The organism is Pantoea sp. App145, from assembly GCF_047947045.1.
Taxonomy (GTDB): domain Bacteria; phylum Pseudomonadota; class Gammaproteobacteria; order Enterobacterales; family Enterobacteriaceae; genus Pantoea.
Genome location: NZ_CP133290.1, coordinates 2,090,811 through 2,110,927, shown reverse-complemented (window position 1 = coordinate 2,110,927; position 20,117 = coordinate 2,090,811). Strand labels below are relative to the sequence as shown.

Annotated in this window: 16 protein-coding genes; 13 read left to right on the top strand and 3 right to left on the bottom strand. The window is 54.9% G+C overall.

The window, feature by feature from the left end; genetic code table 11:
- Positions 1 to 20: 20 nt before the first annotated feature.
- The 3 genes from thrA to thrC are packed head-to-tail and all read left to right on the top strand — an operon-like array spanning position 21 to position 4,702.
- Positions 21 to 2,483, top strand: coding sequence for a bifunctional aspartate kinase/homoserine dehydrogenase I (gene thrA, locus RCF31_RS09685; protein ID WP_416413162.1), 2,463 nt, complete (start codon positions 21 to 23; stop codon positions 2,481 to 2,483).
- A 2-nt stretch (positions 2,484 to 2,485) separates the two neighbouring features.
- A complete protein-coding gene (gene thrB / locus RCF31_RS09680) occupies positions 2,486 to 3,415 on the top strand; it encodes a homoserine kinase (RefSeq protein ID WP_299458316.1) in 930 nt (309 codons plus the stop codon).
- 3 nt (positions 3,416 to 3,418) lie between these two features.
- Entirely contained in the window at positions 3,419 to 4,702 is a 1,284-nt protein-coding gene (gene thrC / locus RCF31_RS09675) for a threonine synthase (RefSeq protein ID WP_416413160.1), read from the top strand.
- A 56-nt stretch (positions 4,703 to 4,758) separates the two neighbouring features.
- Here the strand turns inward: thrC and yaaA are convergent, their stop codons facing one another.
- Positions 4,759 to 5,535 (bottom strand): peroxide stress protein YaaA, encoded by a 777-nt coding sequence (gene yaaA / locus RCF31_RS09670; RefSeq protein WP_416413159.1) that lies wholly within the window; start codon positions 5,533 to 5,535, stop codon positions 4,759 to 4,761.
- Positions 5,536 to 5,749: 214 nt separating this feature from the next.
- Between yaaA and tal the strand changes: the two genes are divergently transcribed.
- The 3 genes from tal (at position 5,750) to RCF31_RS09655 (ending at position 8,851) form a co-directional block, all read left to right on the top strand.
- Positions 5,750 to 6,703, top strand: coding sequence for a transaldolase (gene tal / locus RCF31_RS09665; RefSeq protein WP_299457535.1), 954 nt, complete (start codon positions 5,750 to 5,752; stop codon positions 6,701 to 6,703).
- A 136-nt stretch (positions 6,704 to 6,839) separates the two neighbouring features.
- A complete protein-coding gene (gene mog, locus RCF31_RS09660; RefSeq protein WP_084872546.1) occupies positions 6,840 to 7,427 on the top strand; it encodes a molybdopterin adenylyltransferase in 588 nt (195 codons plus the stop codon).
- Positions 7,428 to 7,540: 113 nt separating this feature from the next.
- A complete protein-coding gene (locus RCF31_RS09655) occupies positions 7,541 to 8,851 on the top strand; it encodes an MFS transporter (protein ID WP_416413157.1) in 1,311 nt (436 codons plus the stop codon).
- A gap of 35 nt (positions 8,852 to 8,886) precedes the next feature.
- Here RCF31_RS09655 and satP read toward each other — a convergent pair whose 3' ends face one another.
- Complete coding sequence (satP, locus tag RCF31_RS09650) at positions 8,887 to 9,453, bottom strand: acetate uptake transporter (protein ID WP_208713956.1); 567 nt, start codon at positions 9,451 to 9,453, stop codon at positions 8,887 to 8,889.
- A 276-nt stretch (positions 9,454 to 9,729) separates the two neighbouring features.
- On the opposite strand from satP, the gene dnaK reads away from it, so the two are divergent.
- The 4 genes from dnaK (at position 9,730) to nhaR (ending at position 15,151) form a co-directional block, all read left to right on the top strand.
- A complete protein-coding gene (dnaK, locus tag RCF31_RS09645; protein WP_299457525.1) occupies positions 9,730 to 11,640 on the top strand; it encodes a molecular chaperone DnaK in 1,911 nt (636 codons plus the stop codon).
- A gap of 100 nt (positions 11,641 to 11,740) precedes the next feature.
- Complete coding sequence (gene dnaJ, locus RCF31_RS09640; RefSeq protein ID WP_084872557.1) at positions 11,741 to 12,886, top strand: molecular chaperone DnaJ; 1,146 nt, start codon at positions 11,741 to 11,743, stop codon at positions 12,884 to 12,886.
- 177 nt (positions 12,887 to 13,063) lie between these two features.
- On the top strand, positions 13,064 to 14,236 hold the full coding sequence (nhaA, locus tag RCF31_RS09635) for a Na+/H+ antiporter NhaA (RefSeq protein ID WP_299457522.1): 1,173 nt from the start codon (positions 13,064 to 13,066) through the stop codon (positions 14,234 to 14,236).
- 21 nt (positions 14,237 to 14,257) lie between these two features.
- On the top strand, positions 14,258 to 15,151 hold the full coding sequence (gene nhaR / locus RCF31_RS09630; RefSeq protein ID WP_084872563.1) for a transcriptional activator NhaR: 894 nt from the start codon (positions 14,258 to 14,260) through the stop codon (positions 15,149 to 15,151).
- A 60-nt stretch (positions 15,152 to 15,211) separates the two neighbouring features.
- Here the strand turns inward: nhaR and rpsT are convergent, their stop codons facing one another.
- Positions 15,212 to 15,475: a 30S ribosomal protein S20 gene (gene rpsT / locus RCF31_RS09625; RefSeq protein ID WP_208713961.1), complete on the bottom strand. Its 264-nt coding sequence runs from the start codon at positions 15,473 to 15,475 to the stop codon at positions 15,212 to 15,214.
- Between the two features lie 318 nt (positions 15,476 to 15,793).
- Here rpsT and ribF point away from each other — a divergent pair, with 318 nt between their 5' ends.
- From ribF to lspA, 3 genes are read left to right on the top strand one after another with little or no spacing between them, the layout of a single operon-like run.
- Complete coding sequence (gene ribF, locus RCF31_RS09620) at positions 15,794 to 16,735, top strand: bifunctional riboflavin kinase/FAD synthetase (protein WP_299457516.1); 942 nt, start codon at positions 15,794 to 15,796, stop codon at positions 16,733 to 16,735.
- A gap of 57 nt (positions 16,736 to 16,792) precedes the next feature.
- Entirely contained in the window at positions 16,793 to 19,612 is a 2,820-nt protein-coding gene (gene ileS / locus RCF31_RS09615; protein WP_416413156.1) for an isoleucine--tRNA ligase, read from the top strand.
- Positions 19,612 to 20,112: a signal peptidase II gene (lspA, locus tag RCF31_RS09610; protein WP_416413155.1), complete on the top strand. Its 501-nt coding sequence runs from the start codon at positions 19,612 to 19,614 to the stop codon at positions 20,110 to 20,112. The genes ileS and lspA overlap by 1 nt, the downstream gene beginning before the upstream one ends.
- Positions 20,113 to 20,117: the final 5 nt, after the last annotated feature.

The window sequence follows — 20,117 nt, the reverse complement described above, 5'->3', positions numbered from 1 at the left end:
AATTCAGGAGAGCTTCAACCATGCGAGTGCTGAAATTCGGCGGGACCTCAGTAGCCAATGCGGAACGTTTTCTCCGCGTGGCAGACATTCTGGAAAGCAATGCGCAACAGGGACAGGTCGCCACCGTACTCTCTGCGCCAGCGAAAATTACCAATCATCTGGTCGCGATGATTGAGAAAACCATTAGCGGGCAGGATGCGTTGCCGAATATCAGCGATGCCGAACGTATTTTTGCCGACCTGTTGCAGGGACTGGCCGATGCTCAGCCTGGCTTCGATTTTGATGGCTTAAAAACCCGTGTTGATCTCGAATTTGCTCAGCTGAAACAAGTGCTGCATGGCATCAGCCTGCTGGGACAGTGCCCGGATGCGGTGAATGCTGCCATTATCTGTCGGGGTGAGAAGCTGTCGATTGCCATCATGGAAGCGCTGTTACAGGCGCGTGGTCACAAGGTCACGGTGATCGATCCGGTAGAAAAACTGCTGGCGGTGGGGCATTACCTGGAATCGACAGTCGATATCGCGGAATCCACCCGCCGTATCGCTGCCAGCCAGATTCCTGCGGATCATATGATCCTGATGGCCGGTTTCACCGCCGGTAACGAGCGTGGTGAGCTGGTGGTGCTGGGCCGTAACGGTTCTGACTACTCGGCAGCGGTGCTGGCGGCCTGCTTGCGCGCGGATTGCTGTGAGATCTGGACTGACGTGGATGGCGTTTATACTTGTGATCCGCGCCAGGTGCCGGATGCGCGTCTGCTGAAATCCATGTCCTACCAGGAAGCGATGGAGCTGTCGTACTTTGGTGCCAAAGTTCTGCATCCCCGCACCATCGCCCCGATTGCCCAGTTCCAGATTCCCTGCCTGATCAAAAACACCGCCAATCCGCAAGCACCGGGCACCTTAATCGGTGGCGAAGGCGAGCATGATGAGAATCCGGTAAAAGGCATCACCAACCTGAACAACATGGCGATGTTCAACGTCTCCGGTCCGGGGATGAAAGGCATGGTGGGTATGGCCGCACGCGTGTTTGCGGCGATGTCCCGTACCGGTATCTCGGTGGTGTTGATCACCCAATCTTCTTCTGAATACAGCATCAGCTTCTGCGTACCGCAGAACGAGCTGGCGCGTGCGCGCCGCGTGCTGGAAGATGAATTCTATCTGGAACTGAAAGATGGCCTGCTGGATCCGCTCGAAGTGGTTGAGCAGCTGGCGATCATTTCCGTGGTCGGGGATGGCATGCGCACGCTGCGCGGCATCTCTGCCAAGTTCTTCTCCGCACTGGCGCGCGCCAATATCAACATCGTGGCGATTGCGCAGGGGTCGTCTGAGCGCTCCATCTCCGCCGTGGTCAGCAACGATGAAGTCACCACCGGAGTGCGCGTCGTTCACCAGATGCTGTTCGCCACCGATCAGGTGATCGAAGTGTTTGTGGTCGGCGTGGGTGGCGTGGGTGCTGCGCTGCTGGAGCAGCTGCATCGCCAGCAGGCCTGGCTGAAGCAGAAGCATATTGATTTGCGTGTGTGCGGCATCGCTAACTCACGCGCCTTGTTGACCAACGTCCACGGTATCGATCTCAGCAACTGGGAGTCGGCGCTGGCGGAAGCCAAAGAGCCGTTCAACCTCGGTCGCCTGATTCGTCTGGTGAAGGAATATCATCTGCTGAACCCGGTGATCGTCGATTGTACTTCCAGCCAGGCAGTGGCCGATCAATACGCCGATTTCCTTGCTGATGGTTTCCACGTGGTGGCGCCGAATAAAAAGGCCAACACCTCATCGTGGAATTACTACCAGCAGATGCGCGCCGCCGCAGAGAAATCACGCCGTAAATTCCTATATGACACCAACGTGGGTGCCGGTCTGCCGGTGATCGAAAACCTGCAAAATCTGTTGAATGCCGGTGATGAGCTGATCAAATTCTCCGGTATTCTCTCTGGCTCGCTGTCGTTTATTTTCGGCAAACTGGATGAGGGCGTGTCACTGTCGGCAGCGACCAACATGGCACGCGAACTGGGCTTTACCGAGCCGGACCCGCGCGATGATCTCTCTGGCACCGATGTGGCGCGCAAGCTGCTGATTCTGGCGCGTGAAGCGGGACACCAGCTGGAACTGAGCGATATCGAGATCGAGCCGCTGCTGCCTGCCAGCCTGACGGAGATTGCCGATGTTGAGCAATTTATGCAGCGTTTACCGGAACTGGATAACGCCTTTGCGGCGCGCGTTGCCAAAGCACGCGATGAAGGTAAAGTGTTACGCTTCGTCGGTGCCATCGAAGAGGGTGGTGCCTGCAAGGTGAAAATTGATGCGGTGGATAGCAATGATCCGCTGTTTAAAGTCAAAAATGGCGAAAACGCGCTGGCCTTCTACAGCCGTTATTATCAGCCGATCCCGCTGGTTCTGCGTGGATACGGTGCCGGGAATGATGTGACAGCCGCTGGCGTATTTGCCGATCTGCTGCGCACTCTGTCGTGGAAGTTGGGAGTTTGATGATGGTAAAAATTTATGCACCGGCCTCGATAGGTAACGTCAGCGTCGGCTTTGATGTGCTGGGCGCGGCGGTTTCGCCGGTGGATGGCACCCTGCTGGGTGATTGTGTGTCGGTCGCAGCGGCCGACAGCTTCAGCCTGGTGAACGAAGGGCGCTTTGTCAGCAAACTGCCGACTAATCCCCAGGAAAACATTGTTTACCAGTGCTGGCAGCGTTTTTGTGAAGCGATTGGCAAAGAAGTCCCGGTGGCGATGACGCTGGAAAAAAACATGCCGATCGGTTCGGGTCTTGGCTCCAGCGCCTGCTCCGTGGTGGCGGGACTGATGGCGATGAACGAATTCTGCGGCAAGCCGCTGAACGACACCGAACTGCTGGCGCTGATGGGCGAACTGGAAGGGCGCATTTCCGGCAGCGTGCATTACGACAACGTAGCGCCTTGTTTCCTCGGCGGCGTACAGCTGATGATTGAAGAGGATGGCATCATCAGCCAGCCAGTACCGTCGTTTGATGAGTGGCTGTGGGTGATGGCCTATCCGGGCATCAAAGTCTCCACCGCCGAAGCGCGCGCCATTCTGCCCGCGCAATATCGTAAGCAGGACATTATCAAGCATGGCCGTCTGCTCGGCGGTTTTATCCACGCCTGTCACACCGGTCAGCCCGCGCTTGCGGCTAAACTGATGCAGGATGTGGTGGCCGAGCCGTATCGCACCAAACTGCTGCCGGGCTTTGCCGAAGCGCGTAAAGCCGCTGCCGATATCGGTGCACTGGCTTGCGGTATTTCGGGGTCCGGCCCGACGCTTTTCGCCGTTTGCAACGAGATGGCAACGGCACAGCGGATGGCAGACTGGCTGAGCCAGCACTATCTGCAGAATGAAGAAGGTTTCGTCCACATCTGCCGTCTTGATACGGCTGGCGCACGTAAATTGGGATAACGCATGAAACTCTATAACCTTAAGGATCATAACGAGCAGGTGAGCTTCGCTCAGGCAGTGAAGCAGGGCCTCGGCTCACAGCAGGGGCTGTTTTTCCCGCTTGAACTGCCGGAATTTGAACTGACCGATATCGACGCGATGCTGGAGATGGATTTTGTCACTCGCAGCAGCAAAATCCTCTCGGCTTTTATCGGTGATGAAATTGCCGCCCATCAGCTGGCTGAACGTGTCAAAGCCGCGTTTGCCTTCCCGGCACCGGTGGCAAAAGTCAGTGACGATGTGGCCTGTCTGGAACTGTTCCACGGCCCGACGCTGGCGTTTAAAGATTTCGGCGGCCGCTTTATGGCGCAGATGCTTTCCTACGTGAGTGGTGCCGATGAGAAGATCACCATTCTGACTGCCACCTCAGGCGACACCGGTGCTGCGGTCGCGCATGCGTTTTACGGCATGGAAAACGTGCGTGTCGTGATCCTCTATCCGCAGGGCAAAATCAGCCCGTTGCAGGAAAAACTGTTCTGTACCCTGGGCGGCAACATCGAAACCATCGCCATTGATGGCGACTTTGATGCCTGTCAGGCACTGGTGAAGCAGGCATTTGATGATGAAGAGCTGAAAAAGGCCATTGGCCTGAACTCAGCTAACTCCATCAATATCAGTCGCCTGCTGGCGCAGATTTGCTACTACTTTGAAGCGGTAGCCCAGCTGCCACAGGAAAAACGCAATCAGCTGGTAGTGTCGGTGCCGAGCGGCAACTTTGGCGATCTGACAGCAGGCCTGCTGGCAAAATCACTCGGCCTGCCGATCAAGCGTTTTATCGCGGCCACCAACGCCAACGATACCGTACCGCGCTTCCTTGCTAACGGTGAGTGGACACCGCATGCCACCGTGGCAACGCTGTCCAACGCGATGGATGTGAGCCAGCCGAACAACTGGCCGCGCGTGGAAGAGTTGTTCCGCCGCAAAACCTGGCGTCTGGGCGATCTGGCCTACGGCGCGGTGAGTGACGAGACCACCAAAGCCACCATGCGTGAGCTGGCGGCAATCGGTTATCTCTCTGAACCGCATGCGGCGATTGCTTATCGTCTGCTACGCGATCAGTTACAGGAAGGTGAGTACGGCCTGTTCCTCGGCACTGCGCATCCGACGAAGTTTAAGGAGAGCGTGGAAGCGATTCTGGAACAGACGCTGCCGTTGCCGGAAGCCCTGGCCGAGCGTGCTGACCTGCCGCTGCTGTCACATGATATGCAAGCAGACTTCGCCCCGTTGCGTGCGTTTTTGATGAAATAACGTAAAAAATGGCTGGCGCTTGCCAGCCATTTTTTTCATCCAGTGTAACGGCGCGATTATTTCTGTTCGTGACGCTTAAACACTAACTCGTTTTCGCTGCTCTCTGCCGCCGCAAAGAAATACCCATCCACATCGAACGTCTTCAGTTGTTCCGGCTTGCTCAGGCGATGCTGGATGACATAACGGCTCATCAGGCCACGCGCTTTCTTGGCATAGAAACTGATGACCTTAAATTTGCCGTTCTTCTCATCGAGGAAGACGGGTTTGATCAGACGTCCGGCCAGTTTCTTCGGTTTGATGGCTTTGAAATATTCGTCTGAGGCGAGGTTAATCAGCACATCATCACCTTGCTCCGCCAACGCTGCATTCAGCTTCTCAGTCAGCAAATCTCCCCAGAAGCCGTACAAATCTTTCGCGGCGGGGTTCGCCAGTTTGATCCCCATCTCCAGCCGGTACGGCTGCATCAGATCAAGCGGACGCAGCAAACCATACAAACCTGACAGCATGCGCAGATGCTGCTGAGCGAAGGTAAAATCTTTATCGCTGAAGGTCTCCGCCTGTAAACCGGTATAAACATCACCTTTGAATGCCAGAATCGCCTGACGCGCATTCTCCAGCGTGAAAGGCGGTTGCCAGTCATTAAAACGGTCAGCATTAAGGTGCGCCAGTTTGTCGCTGATGCCCATCAGCGAGGCGATTTGTGCCGGTGACAGGTCGCGGGCGACATCAATCAGCTGTTGTGACTTTTCTAACAGCGCCGGTTGAGTGAATTGTTGTGTCGCAAGCGGGCTTTCAAAATCCAGTGTCTTGGCTGGCGAGATTACCATCAGCATTATTGTGTCCTCGATTGACCCGCAGATTTATCAGGGTATTAACGGAAAATGAGTTCGGGCGAGTGTAGCAAAAAAGCGGCACGGATCGGCAAATCGCTCCCATTTGCGAATGCTTATTAAAGGGCACGCCACGACCTTGCACCGTGGTTACCGCGTGATATTATCGCAACAGCCTTTTTACACCCTGACAGTCAACCTAAGAGAAAAGAGAACCATGACGGACAAACTTACTTCCTTGCGTCAGCTGACTACTGTGGTAGCCGACACCGGTGATATCGCGGCGATGAAACTTTATCAACCGCAGGATGCAACCACCAACCCTTCTTTAATCCTCAATGCCGCTCAAATTCCTGAATACCGTAAACTGATTGACGAAGCCATTAGCTGGGCGCGTCAGCAGAGCAGCAACAAAGAAGAACAATTGCAGCTGGTTTCTGACAAGCTGGCCGTCAACATTGGTCTGGAAATTCTCAAACTGATCCCGGGTCGTATTTCGACTGAAGTGGATGCACGCCTGTCATACGACACCGAAGCGAGCATCGCCAAAGCCCGTAGCCTGATCAAACTGTATAACGATGCCGGCATCAGCAACGATCGCATCCTGATCAAACTGGCTTCTACCTGGCAGGGCATCCGCGCTGCGGAGCAGCTGGAGAAAGAAGGCATCAACTGTAACCTGACCCTGCTGTTCTCCTTCGCTCAGGCGCGTGCCTGTGCAGAAGCGGGCGTGTTCCTGATCTCTCCGTTCGTTGGCCGTATTCTTGACTGGTACAAAGCTAACACCGACAAGAAAGAGTACGCTGCGCACGAAGATCCGGGCGTGGTTTCTGTTTCTGAGATCTACGATTACTACAAACAGCACGGTTACGAAACCGTGGTGATGGGCGCGAGCTTCCGTAACGTCGGCGAAATCATCGAGCTGGCCGGTTGCGACCGTCTGACTATCTCCCCGAACCTGCTGAAAGAGCTGGCTGAGAGCGAAGGTACCGTTGAGCGTAAACTGAGCTACAGCGGCGAAGTGAAAGCGCGTCCGGCAAAAATGACCGAATCCGAGTTCCTGTGGCAGCATAACCAGGATCCGATGGCGGTGACCAAACTGGCTGAAGGCATCCGTAACTTTGCCATCGACCAGGGCAAACTTGAGAAGATGATTGCCGAACTGCTGTAAGTGATGATCCCGTGGCGGCAACACACCACCGTCCGCCACGGTTTTAAACTTTCTTCTCCCTTTCGCTTTGTATTATCCTTCTTTAAATCCCCCTTATATATTTATGCCGCATGCGGTAAACCACAGCGATAACTCTATGGATACATTACGTATTGGATTAATTTCCGTTTCCGATCGCGCTGCGAACGGCATTTATCAGGATCAGGGCATTCCGGCACTGGAGAGCTGGCTCGGCAGCGCGCTGACCACGCCGTTTGAAATCGAAACCCGCCTGGTGCCGGATGAACAGCCGATGATCGAGCAGGCGATTTGTGAACTGGTTGATGAGCTTTTTTGCCATCTGGTGTTAACCACGGGCGGTACCGGACCGGCGCGCCGTGATGTGACACCGGATGCCACCCTGGCGGTGGCCGACCGTGAGATGCCGGGCTTTGGCGAGCAGATGCGCCAAATCAGCCTGCAATTTGTGCCGACGGCGATCCTGTCGCGCCAGGTAGGGGTGATCCGCAAACAATCGTTGATCCTCAACTTGCCCGGGCAGCCGAAATCAATCAAAGAAACGCTGGAAGGGCTCAAAGCGGAAGATGGCAGCGTAAAAGTACCTGGCATCTTTGCAGCTGTACCGTATTGTTTACAGCTGCTGGAGGGGCCATATGTCGAAACAAACCCGCAGGTGGTAGCAGCATTTCGGCCAAAAAGCGCCCGTAGGGAAACAAACGTCTGAAAATCGCCATTTTCAGGCATAAAATTCAGTCTTACTGGTGTGGCAAAAAATTGACGGTATAGTAAGTATAACTTTACAACTACACTAATTTTGCCTCTGGATACCGGTACGTTATGGATTCGCACTCAACGCGTCGCCTCAATCGACAGAATTACAAAACTCTGGCGCTGGCTGCCCTTGGCGGGGCACTGGAATTTTACGACTTCATCATCTTTGTGTTTTTCGCTGCGGTCATCGGTGAACTCTTCTTCCCGGCCGATATACCGGAATGGCTGCGTCAGGTGCAGACCTTTGCCATCTTTGCGGCGGGTTATCTGGCGCGTCCGCTGGGCGGCATCATCATGGCGCATTTTGGTGACAAGGTTGGCCGTAAAAAGATGTTCAGCCTGAGTATCTTGCTGATGGCCTTACCGACGCTGGCGATGGGCGCGTTGCCGACCTACGCCAGCATCGGGATTGCGGCTCCGTTATTGATGCTGCTGCTGCGTGTATTGCAGGGGGCCGCCATCGGTGGCGAAGTGCCCGGCGCATGGGTGTTTGTGGCTGAGCACGTACCCGAAAAACGCGTCGGTTTTGCCTGCGGTACCTTAACGGCGGGCTTAACTGCCGGCATTCTGCTCGGTTCGCTGGTGGCAACCATTATCAATACCTCATTGACCCCGGCGGCGATTGCCGATCATGGCTGGCGTATTCCGTTCTTCCTCGGCGGGGTGTTTGGTCTGCTGGCGATGTATCTGCGTCGCTGGTTACATGAAACACCGGTGTTTCAGCAGATGCAGCAGCGTAAAGCGCTGGCCGATGCCCTGCCGCTGCAAACTATCCTGGCCCATCATAAACGTAGCATCGTGATTTCCATGCTGCTCACCTGGCTGCTCTCCGCCTGCATTGTGGTGGTGATTCTGATGGCGCCAACCCTGATGCAAAAACAGCACGCGATTCCGGCTGCGCTCAGTTTGCAGGCCAACAGTTTTGCCACAGTGATGCTGCTGTTTGGCTGTGTCATTGCGGGCTGGGTGGTGGATCGCTTCGGTGCGGCGCGCACGCTGGTGGTGGGGTCATTGTTGCTGGCTATCGCCAGCTGGAATTTCTTCCATCAACTCGACGGAGCGCCAGAGATGTTGTTTGTCTGGTATGGCCTGGCGGGACTGTGCGTCGGTGTTGTGGGGGTGGTGCCTTTTGTGATGGTACGCGCCTTCCCGGCAGCGGTGCGTTTCACCGGCATCTCCTTCTCCTATAACGTCGCCTACGCCATCTTTGGTGGACTGACTCCAATTAGCGTCACGCTGATGATGCGTGTGACGCCGATGGCCCCCGCCTGGTATGTACTGGCGCTGGCGGGTATTGGCTTCGTCGTTGGTATCTGGCTGTTGCGCGATAATCGGCAGGAAAGTGTGCAGCTTGAGGGACCCATCCACACCTCATGAATGATCACGCGGAGCCAGCAGGCTCCGCGTGGCTATCAGCGGGTGGCGCCAATCGGCAGGATGGTCCGTCCCCATTGTTCATTCAGCACTTCACCCATCGCCAGATAGATGGCGCTGGCACCGCACACCAGGCCGATCCACCCCCCTATGCGTACCAGCAGGGTGTTATCGATCAAATGCCCAATTGCCAGCATGGCAAACAGCACAGTCAAACTGGCAAACACAAATTGCAGCATCAATGGGCCGGTCAGAGTGCCGAAGAACAAAAACAGCGTGAATACGCCCCATAAGCCGAGATAAGCGCCGAGGAAATGGCTATCGGCGGCTTCTGCCAGCCCCATTTTGGGCAGCAGCAGAATCGCGACCAGCGTCAGCCAGAAGCTACCGTAAGAGGCAAACGCTGTCAGACCAAAGGTGTTACCTTTTTTAAACTCCAGCAGGCCCGCAAAGATTTGCGCCAGGCCGCCATAAAAGATGCCCATCGCCAGAATGATGGTGTCCATCGCGAAGAGTCCGGTGTTGTGCAGGTTGAGCAGAATGGTGGTCATACCGAAACCCATTAAGCCCAGCGGCGCAGGATTCGCCAGAGAGATGTTGCGCATAGTTCCTCAGAGGTAATGTTGTGTAGACCCCTCGGTGTGGGGGTGCTGCATAATAATCAGCCACCACAAGGGCATCTTTGATCTGAAAGGGGGGAGATAATTAAAATTTTTTTAGTTTTAACCCTTGATGCGCTTCGAAGCGGCCCCATCTAGTTGTCATCGAGTGTTGTGGAGCAGGAAAAAAAAGCCTGCTCAGGCAGTTGAAAGCGGCAAGATTTGCCCGCATCTCTGCTTCACAACCCAATTTGGCACAGAATTTAAGTGGGAGACGTTTAGATGGGTAAGATTATTGGTATTGACCTGGGTACAACCAACTCTTGTGTTGCGATTATGGACGGCACTAAAGCACGCGTGCTGGAAAATGCCGAGGGCGATCGTACCACGCCTTCAATTATTGCTTATACACAGGATGGCGAAACTCTGGTCGGTCAACCGGCTAAACGTCAGGCGGTGACTAACCCGCAGAACACTCTGTTCGCGATTAAGCGCCTGATTGGCCGTCGTTTTCAGGACGAAGAAGTGCAGCGTGATATCAAAATCATGCCGTACAAAATCACCGCAGCAGATAACGGTGATGCATGGCTGGAAGTGAAAGGCCAGAAAATGGCTCCGCCGCAGATCTCTGCGGAAGTGCTGAAAAAAATGAAGAAAACCGCGGAAGACTTCCTCGGTGAGCCAGTGACTGAAGCGGTGATTACCGTTCCGGCTTACTTCAACGACGCACAGCGTCAGGCAACCAAAGATGCCGGTCGTATCGCGGGCCTGGAAGTAAAACGTATTATTAACGAACCGACTGCTGCGGCGCTGGCTTACGGCCTCGACAAAGGTCAGGGCAACCGCACCATCGCGGTCTATGACCTGGGCGGCGGTACGTTCGATATCTCCATCATCGAAATCGACGAAGTTGATGGCGAAAAAACCTTTGAAGTGCTGGCAACCAACGGTGATACCCATCTGGGTGGTGAAGACTTCGACAGCCGTCTGATCAACTACCTCGTTGCTGAGTTCAAGAAAGATCAGGGCATCGATCTGCACAACGATCCGCTGGCGATGCAGCGTCTGAAAGAAGCCGCAGAGAAAGCGAAAATCGAACTGTCTTCTGCCCAGCAGACTGACGTGAACCTGCCGTACATCACTGCGGATGCGACCGGTCCTAAGCACCTGAACATCAAAGTGACCCGTGCGAAACTGGAATCACTGGTAGAAGACCTGGTTGCGCGTTCTATTGAGCCGCTGAAAGTGGCACTGCAGGATGCTGGTCTGTCAGTTTCTGACATCAACGATGTCATCCTGGTGGGCGGTCAGACGCGTATGCCGCTGGTTCAGGCCAAAGTTACCGAGTTCTTTGGTAAAGAACCACGTAAAGACGTGAACCCGGACGAAGCGGTTGCCGTAGGTGCTGCGGTACAGGGTGGTGTGCTGGGCGGCGACGTGAAAGACGTACTGCTGCTGGACGTAACCCCGCTGTCACTGGGTATTGAAACCATGGGTAGTGTGATGACTTCGCTGATCAGCAAGAACACCACCATCCCGACCAAACACAGCCAGGTGTTCTCGACTGCTGAAGATAACCAGTCTGCCGTGACCATTCACGTGCTGCAGGGTGAGCGTAAACGCGCCAGCGATAACAAATCACTGGGCCAGTTTAACCTCGACGGTATCCAGGCTGCACCGCGCGGTATGCCGCAGATCGAAGTGACCTTCGACATCGATGCGGATGGTATCCTGCATGTGTCTGCAAAAGACAAAAACAGCGGTAAAGAGCAGAAGATCACCATTAAAGCTTCTTCTGGTCTGAACGAAGAAGAGATCGAAAAAATGGTACGTGACGCGGAAGCGAATGCTGAAGCTGACCGTAAATTCGAAGAGCTGGTGCAGACGCGTAACCAGGGCGACCAGATTGCGCACAGCACCCGTAAGCAGCTGGATGAAGCCGGTGACAAGCTTTCTGCCGATGACAAAGCACCGATTGAATCTGCGCTGAACGATCTGAACACCGCGCTGAAAGGCGAAGACAAAGCCGAAATTGAAGCGAAGATGCAGGCTCTGATGCAGGTTTCCAGCAAACTGATGGAAATGGCACAGCAGCAGGGTCAGGCAGGCGCGGCAGATGCTGGCGACGCTTCCGCGAAGAAAGATGACGACGTAGTCGACGCTGAATTCGAAGAAGTTAAAGATAAAAAATAATTGCCCCTGACCGGGCGCGACGGCTGGCCTGACAGCCGTTGAAACCAGCACGGGCGTAGGAGATCTCTCCACGCCCGTGCGATCATGTTAAGGGCAGAAGATGGCGAAGAGTGATTTTTACGAGATCTTAGGCGTCTCTAAATCGGCTGATGAGCGCGAAATCAAAAAGGCTTATAAGCGCCTGGCGATGAAGTACCACCCGGACCGTAACCCGGGCGATAAAGAAGCCGAAGCGAAATTCAAAGAGGTTAAGGAAGCCTACGAAATTCTGACCGATGCGCAGAAGCGCGCGGCCTACGACCAGTACGGTCATGCGGCGTTTGAACAAGGTGGCATGGGCGGCGGTGGATTTGGTGGCGGCGGCTTCGGCGGCGGCGGTGCTGATTTCAGCGATATCTTTGGCGACGTATTTGGCGATATTTTTGGTGGTGGCCGCCGTCAGCGTGCTGCCCGTGGCGCCGATTTACGCTACAACATGGACCTGACGCTGGAAGAAGCGGTGCGCGGCGTGACCAAAGAGATCCGCATTCCAACCCTGGAAGAGTGTGAGGTCTGCCACGGCAGCGGCGCGAAGGCGGGTACGCAACCCCAAACCTGTCCGACCTGTCATGGTGCTGGTCAGGTGCAGATGCGCCAGGGCTTTTTCACTGTGCAGCAGGCGTGTCCGACCTGTCATGGTCGCGGCTCGGTGATTAAAGATCCGTGCAACGCCTGTCATGGTCACGGTCGTGTTGAGCGCTCGAAAACCCTGTCGGTGAAAATCCCGGCTGGCGTTGATACCGGTGACCGTATCCGTCTCAGCGGAGAAGGGGAAGCGGGTGAGCATGGCGCACCGGCTGGCGATCTTTATGTTCAGGTGTCAGTGAAAAAACACCCGATCTTCGAACGTGAAGATAACAACCTGTACTGTGAAGTGCCGATCAACTTCGCGATGGCAGCCCTGGGCGGCGAGATTGAAGTACCGACCCTGGATGGCCGTGTGAAGCTGAAAGTACCGTCAGAAACGCAGACCGGTAAATTGTTCCGCATGCGCGGTAAAGGCGTGAAATCAGTACGAGGTGGTGCGGTGGGTGACCTGCTGTGCCGCGTGGTGGTGGAAACCCCGGTCAGCCTGAACGACAAACAGAAAGCGCTGCTGCGTGAACTGGAGGAGAGTTTTGGCGGCCCGACCGGTGAGAAAAACAGCCCTCGTTCCAAGAGCTTCTTTGACGGCGTGAAGAAGTTTTTTGACGACTTAACCCGCTAAGTTTTTCTGCGTCATCCTGAAAGCCAGCGCTACGCCGCTGGCTTTTTTATTGCCTGCTTTTCCGCAATCATTCGGTTTTTTCGAACCTGGCCTAATAAATAATCTGTTTTTTTCGAGTTAATATTGTCGTTAAGCTAATCGCCTTTTTACTATTCGCTTACAACAAGGAATCTGGACGTGAATATCCGTTTGAAAAAATTGCTTAACAGCGACGCCAGCAGCGGCGTCGTGCTGATTATTGCCGCGGCCATTGCCATGCTGCTGGCTAACAACGTCAACACCCACCAAGGTTATCTCGACCTGCTTAACATTCCGGTGGAGTTCCGTTTTGGTGCGCTGGACATCAGCAAAAATTTGCTGCTGTGGATCAACGATGCGCTGATGGCGGTGTTCTTCCTGATGGTTGGCCTGGAGGTGAAGCGGGAAATGGTGATGGGGGCGCTGGCCCGACGCGATCAGGCGATTTTCCCACTGATTGCGGCGCTTGGCGGTATGGTGGTACCCGGCTTAGTGTTCCTGCTCTTTAACGTCGGTGATGCAGCCACCCGCAGCGGCTGGGCCATTCCCACCGCAACTGATATCGCTTTCGCGCTGGGTATCCTGGCACTGCTGGGTAGCCGGGTTCCGCCTGCGCTGAAGATCTTCCTGATGGCGCTGGCGATCATTGACGATTTGGGCGCTATCGTGATTATCGCGCTGTTCTATACCAGCGATCTTTCTTTAATGTCGTTAGGTGTGGCCGCTGGCGCGATTGTGGTGCTGGGCATCATGAACCTGCTGAATGTGCGTAACACCGGTTTGTATTTGCTGGTGGGGCTGGTGCTGTGGACCGCAGTGTTGAAATCCGGCGTGCATGCCACGCTGGCTGGCGTGGTGGTGGGTTTCCTGATCCCGCTGAAGAAGAAAGAGGGCCATTCCCCGGCCATCCATCTGGAGCACGCGCTGCATCCATGGGTACGTTGGCTGATTCTGCCGCTGTTTGCCTTCGCCAATGCAGGCGTTTCGCTGGCGGGAGTGACACCAGGCAGCCTGTTCTCGCTGCTGCCGCTCGGCATCATGCTGGGGCTGTTTATCGGCAAACCCCTTGGCATCACGCTGTTTTGCTGGCTTGGCGTAAAAACCGGGGTAGCGAAATTGCCGGATAATACCTCGTTACGCGATATCGCTGCCGTCGGCGTGTTGTGCGGCATCGGCTTTACCATGTCGATTTTTATTGCCTCGCTGGCGTATGGCGAAGCCGATCCCCAGCTGATCACGCTGGCGAAACTGGGTATTTTGCTGGGGTCGGTCATCTCGGCCATCGTCGGCTATTTCCTGCTGTGGCGACGTCTGCCGCGCCAGGTGGCATAAGCTGACGCAGGGAGAGCGCAGATGTCACATATCAACTACAACCATCTGTATTACTTCTGGCATGTCTGCCGTGAGGGTTCGATTGTCGGTGCGGCGGAGGCGCTATTCCTCACGCCGCAAACCATCACCGGGCAAATTAAGGCGCTGGAAGACCGTCTGCAAGGCAAACTGTTTCGCCGTCAGGGACGCGGGCTGGTCCCAACCGAGCTGGGGCAGCTGGTGTTTCGCTATGCCGATCGCATGTTTATGCTGAGCCAGGAAATGCTCGACATCGTCAACTACCGCAAAGAGTCCCATCTGCTGTTTGATGTCGGCATTGCCGATGCGCTGTCCAAGCAACTCGTCAGTAAGGTGCTGGAGGCGGCGGTAGTGGCCGATGAGAAGATACATCTGCGCTGCTTTGAATCGACGCATGAGCTGCTGCTGGAGCAACTGAGTCAGCATAAGCTGGATATGATTGTCTCCGACTGCCCGATTGATTCGACGCAGCAGGAGGGGCTGTTTTCGGTCAAATTGGGTGAGTGTCCGGTCAGCTTCTGGTGTAGCGCGCCCTGGCCGGAACAGGCTTTCCCGGCCTGCCTGGAACAGCGGCGTTTGCTGATTCCAGGCCGTCGTTCCATGCTGGGGCGTAAGCTGCTGAACTGGATCCACAGCCAGGGATTACAGGTTGAGATTCTTGGCGAGTTTGATGATGCGGCATTAATGAAGGCGTTTGGTGCGCAGCATAACGCGATTTTTGTCGCCCCTACGCTCTACGGTGATGCCATTTATCGCGATGATACGATTCAGGAGATGGGGCGTCTGGACGCGGTGATGGAGGAGTATCACGTGATTTTTGCCGAGCGTATGATTCAGCATCCGGCGGTGCAGCGCATCTGTCATGGTGACTTCAGCACGTTGTTCAGCGGCAAATAACAGGCAGAAAAAAACCGGCTTAGCGCCGGTTCTTTCACAAAGCGATTAACAGACGGGCGATTAAGCCAGTTTGTTGATCTGTGCAGTCAGGTTTGACTTATGACGTGCAGCTTTGTTTTTGTGGATCAGACCTTTAGCAGCCTGACGGTCCACGATTGGTTGCATTTCGTTGAATGCGTTCTGCGCAGCAGCTTTGTCGCCTGTTGCGATAGCCGCGTATACTTTCTTGATGAAAGTACGCATCATAGAACGGTTGCTCGCGTTATGCTTGCGACGTTTCTCAGATGTTACGGCGCGTTTCTTAGCTGATTTGATATTAGCCAAGGTCCAACTCCCAAATGTGTTCTATATGGACAAATCAAAGGCCGAGGACTATGCCTTTTGTGCCTTCTTTTGTCAATGGATTTGTGCAAATAAGCGTCGTTTTACAAACGACACCCGGTTACGTAATTGATGGCGCAAGATTCTACCAGCATCACCTCGTTGAATACAGTATTTCGCAATAAAATTCTCAAGATCGCACCTAAGCCCCTGCCTGCACGCGGATTAAGCTGCAACAGAAGCAGGAAAGGCACGCATACGGGTTAACCTGAACGCTATTCAAGGGTATAATCCGCCGATTTCCACCGGTTTGAGTCAGCCATGAAGTTTATCCGCGGTATTTACAATCTCAATGAGCAGCATCGCGGCTGCGTCCTGACCATTGGTAATTTTGACGGTTTCCATCGTGGCCATCAGGCATTGATGGCAGAACTGATTGAAGAAGGCCGCAGGCGCCAGCTACCGGTGATAGTGATGCTGTTCGAACCACAGCCGCTGGAGCTGTTTGCCGGTGATAAAGCGCCGGCACGCCTGACGCGTCTGCGTGAAAAGCTGAAGTATTTACAGCAGGCAGGTGTGGATGAGGTGTTGTGTGTGCGCTTCGATCGCCGCTTCGCTGCCCATTCGGCACAAAGCTTTATCGCTGAACTGTTGGTGGAAAAGCTGAACGTCAAATTCCTCGCAGTCGGCGATGATTTCCGCTTTGGTGCTGGTCGCCAGGGCGATTTCCTGTTATTACAGAAAGCCGGTACGGAATATGGCTTTGATGTTATCAGCACCCAGACTTTTTGTGATGGTGTTGGTATACGCATCAGCAGTACCGCGGTGCGGCAGGCGTTGGCGCAGGATGACTTTGCTCAGGCGCAGGCATTGCTGGGCCATCCCTTCAGCATTTCAGGCCGCGTGGTGCACGGTGATGCACTGGGGCGCACCATTGGTTTTCCCACCGCGAATCTCCCTTTACGCCGCACGGTAACGCCGGTGAAAGGCGTATTTGCGGTTGAAGTGCTGGGTCTGGGTGACGAACCTATCCCTGGCGTTGCCAACATTGGTACGCGCCCGACGGTAAAAGGTCTGCGTCAGCAGCTTGAAGTTCACCTGCTCGACACAAATATGAATCTTTATGGGCGTCACATTGAAGTGGTGCTGAGGCATAAGATTCGCAGCGAACAGCGTTTCGCCTCGCTGGACGCCCTGAAAGAACAAATAGCGAAAGATGTGGTGACGGCCCGACAATTTTTTGGGCTATACCCTGCAACCTGAAGTATGGCGGGTATAAAAACACCGGTTTAATGACCGAAATATGGAACCGAGAATCTGATGAGTGACTATAAATCTACCCTGAATTTGCCGGAAACGGGGTTCCCGATGCGTGGCGATCTGGCTAAACGCGAACCGGGAATGCTGCAACGTTGGTATGATGACAACCTGTACGGCATCATCCGCGAAGCCAAAAAAGGGAAAAAAACCTTTATTCTGCATGATGGCCCTCCCTACGCGAACGGCAGCATTCATATTGGTCACTCCGTTAACAAGATTCTGAAAGACATTATCGTTAAGTCGAAAGGCATGGCGGGCTTTGATTCGCCTTATGTACCGGGCTGGGACTGCCACGGTCTGCCGATCGAACACAAAGTTGAGCAGATGATTGGTAAGCCGGGCGAGAAAGTCAGCGCGGCGGAATTCCGTGAAGCCTGTCGTAAATACGCGGCGGAGCAGGTGGAAGGACAGAAAAAAGACTTTATCCGTCTTGGTGTGCTGGGTGACTGGGATCATCCGTACCTGACCATGAACTTCCAGACTGAAGCCAACATCATCCGTGCGCTGGGCAAAATCATCGGCAATGGTCACCTGCATAAAGGCGCGAAGCCAGTGCACTGGTGTCTGGATTGCCGCTCGGCGCTGGCTGAAGCGGAAGTCGAGTACTACGACAAAACGTCTCCATCTATCGACGTGATGTTCAACGCACTGGATGCTGATGCGGTACGCGCCAAATTTGGCGTCACTGCGTCTGAAGGCCCGGTTTCTCTGGTTATCTGGACCACCACCCCGTGGACCATGCCAGCCAACCGCGGTATCTCTCTGCATCCGGAATTTGAATACCAGCTGGTGCAAATCGAAGGCCGTAGCCTGATCCTCGCCAAAGACCTGGTAGAAAGCGTGATGAAGCGCGCAGGTATCAGCGAGTGGCGCGTGCTGGGTGAGTGCAAAGGCGCGGCGCTGGAGCTGCAACTGTTCCAGCATCCTTTCCTGGAAAACATCCAGTCGAAAGTGGTGCTGGGCGAACACGTCACCCTTGAAGCCGGTACCGGTGCGGTGCATACCGCTCCGGGTCACGGTCCTGATGACTACGTGATTGGTCAGAAATACGGTCTGGAAACTGCTAACCCGGTTGGACCGGATGGCGCGTATCTGCCGGGCACCTACCCGACGCTGGACGGCGTTAACGTATTTAAAGCCAACGATATGATCGTTGAGCTGCTAAAGGAAAAAGGCGCGCTATTGCATGTGGAAAAACTGCTGCACAGTTATCCACACTGCTGGCGTCATAAAACGCCGATCATCTTCCGTGCGACGCCGCAGTGGTTTATCAGCATGGATCAGAAAGGCCTGCGTGCGCAGTCGCTGAAAGAGATCAAAGGCGTGCAGTGGATCCCGGACTGGGGCCAGGCGCGTATCGAAGCGATGGTGGCCAACCGTCCGGACTGGTGTATCTCCCGCCAGCGCACCTGGGGTGTGCCGATGGCGTTGTTCGTCCATAACGAGACCGAGCAGCTGCACCCGGATACGCTGGAGCTGATGGAGAAAGTGGCTCAGCGTGTGGAACAGGATGGTATTCAGGCGTGGTGGGATCTCGATCCGCGCGATCTGATGGGCGACGACGCTGACAACTACACCAAGGTGCCGGATACGCTGGATGTGTGGTTCGATTCCGGATCAACCAGCTATGCCGTGGTTGATGCCCGCCCGGAATTTGAAGGCCATAGCCCGGATATGTATCTGGAAGGCTCGGATCAGCATCGCGGCTGGTTTATGTCTTCACTGATGATTTCGACCGCGATGAAAGGCAAAGCGCCGTATCGCCAGGTACTGACGCACGGTTTTACCGTGGATGGTCAGGGCCGCAAAATGTCGAAATCCATCGGCAACACCGTTGCACCGCAGGATGTGATGGACAAGCTGGGCGCAGACATTTTGCGTCTGTGGGTGGCTTCAACCGACTATTCCGGTGAGATGGCGGTCTCCGATGAGATCCTGAAGCGTTCAGCGGATGCCTATCGTCGTATCCGTAACACCGCACGTTTCCTGCTGGCTAACCTGAGCGGCTTCAATCCGGCGACCGATAAAGTCAGCCCGGAAGAGATGGTGGTACTGGATCGCTGGGCCGTAGGCCGTGCACAGGCTGCGCAGGCGGATATCGTGGAATCCTACGCTAACTATGATTTCCATGAAGTTATCCAGCGTCTGATGCAGTTCTGCTCGATTGAGATGGGGTCGTTCTACCTCGACATCATCAAAGACCGTCAGTACACCGCGAAGGGCGATAGCCTGGCGCGTCGCAGCTGCCAGACCGCGCTGTGGCACATCGTGGAAGCGCTGGTTCGCTGGATGGCACCGATCATGTCCTTCACTGCAGATGAAATCTGGGGTTACCTGCCGGGCGATCGTGCGCAATACGTGTTTACCGAAGAATGGTACGACGGCCTGTTTGGTCTGGCGGCAGACGAAGCGCTGAATGATGCGTACTGGGCTGAACTGCTGAAAGTACGCGGTGAAGTGAACAAGGTGATTGAACAGGCGCGTGGCGATAAACGTATCGGTGGCTCGCTGGAAGCAACGGTTACGTTGTACGCGGATGCTGAACTGGCGACCAAACTGCAGGCGCTGGGCAATGAGCTGCGCTTTGTATTGCTGACCTCCGGTGCCACCGTGGCGGATTACGTTACGGCGAGCGACGAAGCACAGCAGAGCGAATTGCTGAAAGGTCTGAAAATCGCGTTGCATAAAGCAGAAGGCGAGAAATGTCCACGCTGCTGGCATTACACTACCGACGTTGGTCAGAACCCGGAGCACGCGGCGGTCTGCGGACGTTGTTACACCAACGTGGCCGGTAACGGCGAAGAGCGTAAGTTTGCCTGATGAGTAAAGCTATTTTCTCAACCGGATTGCGCTGGCTGTGGCTGGTGCTGGTGGTGATTGTTGTCGACTTCGCCAGTAAGCTGTGGGTCATGAATAACATGATGCTGCACGAAACGCGGTCGCTGATGCCGTTCCTGAACCTGTTCTACGCGCACAACTATGGCGCGGCGTTCAGCTTCCTGGCAGACAAAGGCGGCTGGCAGCGCTGGTTCTTTGCTGGGATCGCGATCGCCATTGTGGTTGCGTTACTGGTGATGATGTATCGCAATCCTGCCCGCAACAAGTTAACCAATATTGCTTACGCGCTGATCATCGGCGGGGCATTAGGTAACCTGTTTGATCGTGCTTACCACGGGTTCGTGGTCGATTTTATCGACTTCTATATCGGTGACTGGCACTTCGCGACCTTCAACATTGCCGACTGCGGGATCTGCATCGGCGCGGCGCTGGTGGTGCTGGAGGGCTTCTTTAGCCCGAAAGGCAAACAGGTTAAAGATTAAGGGTA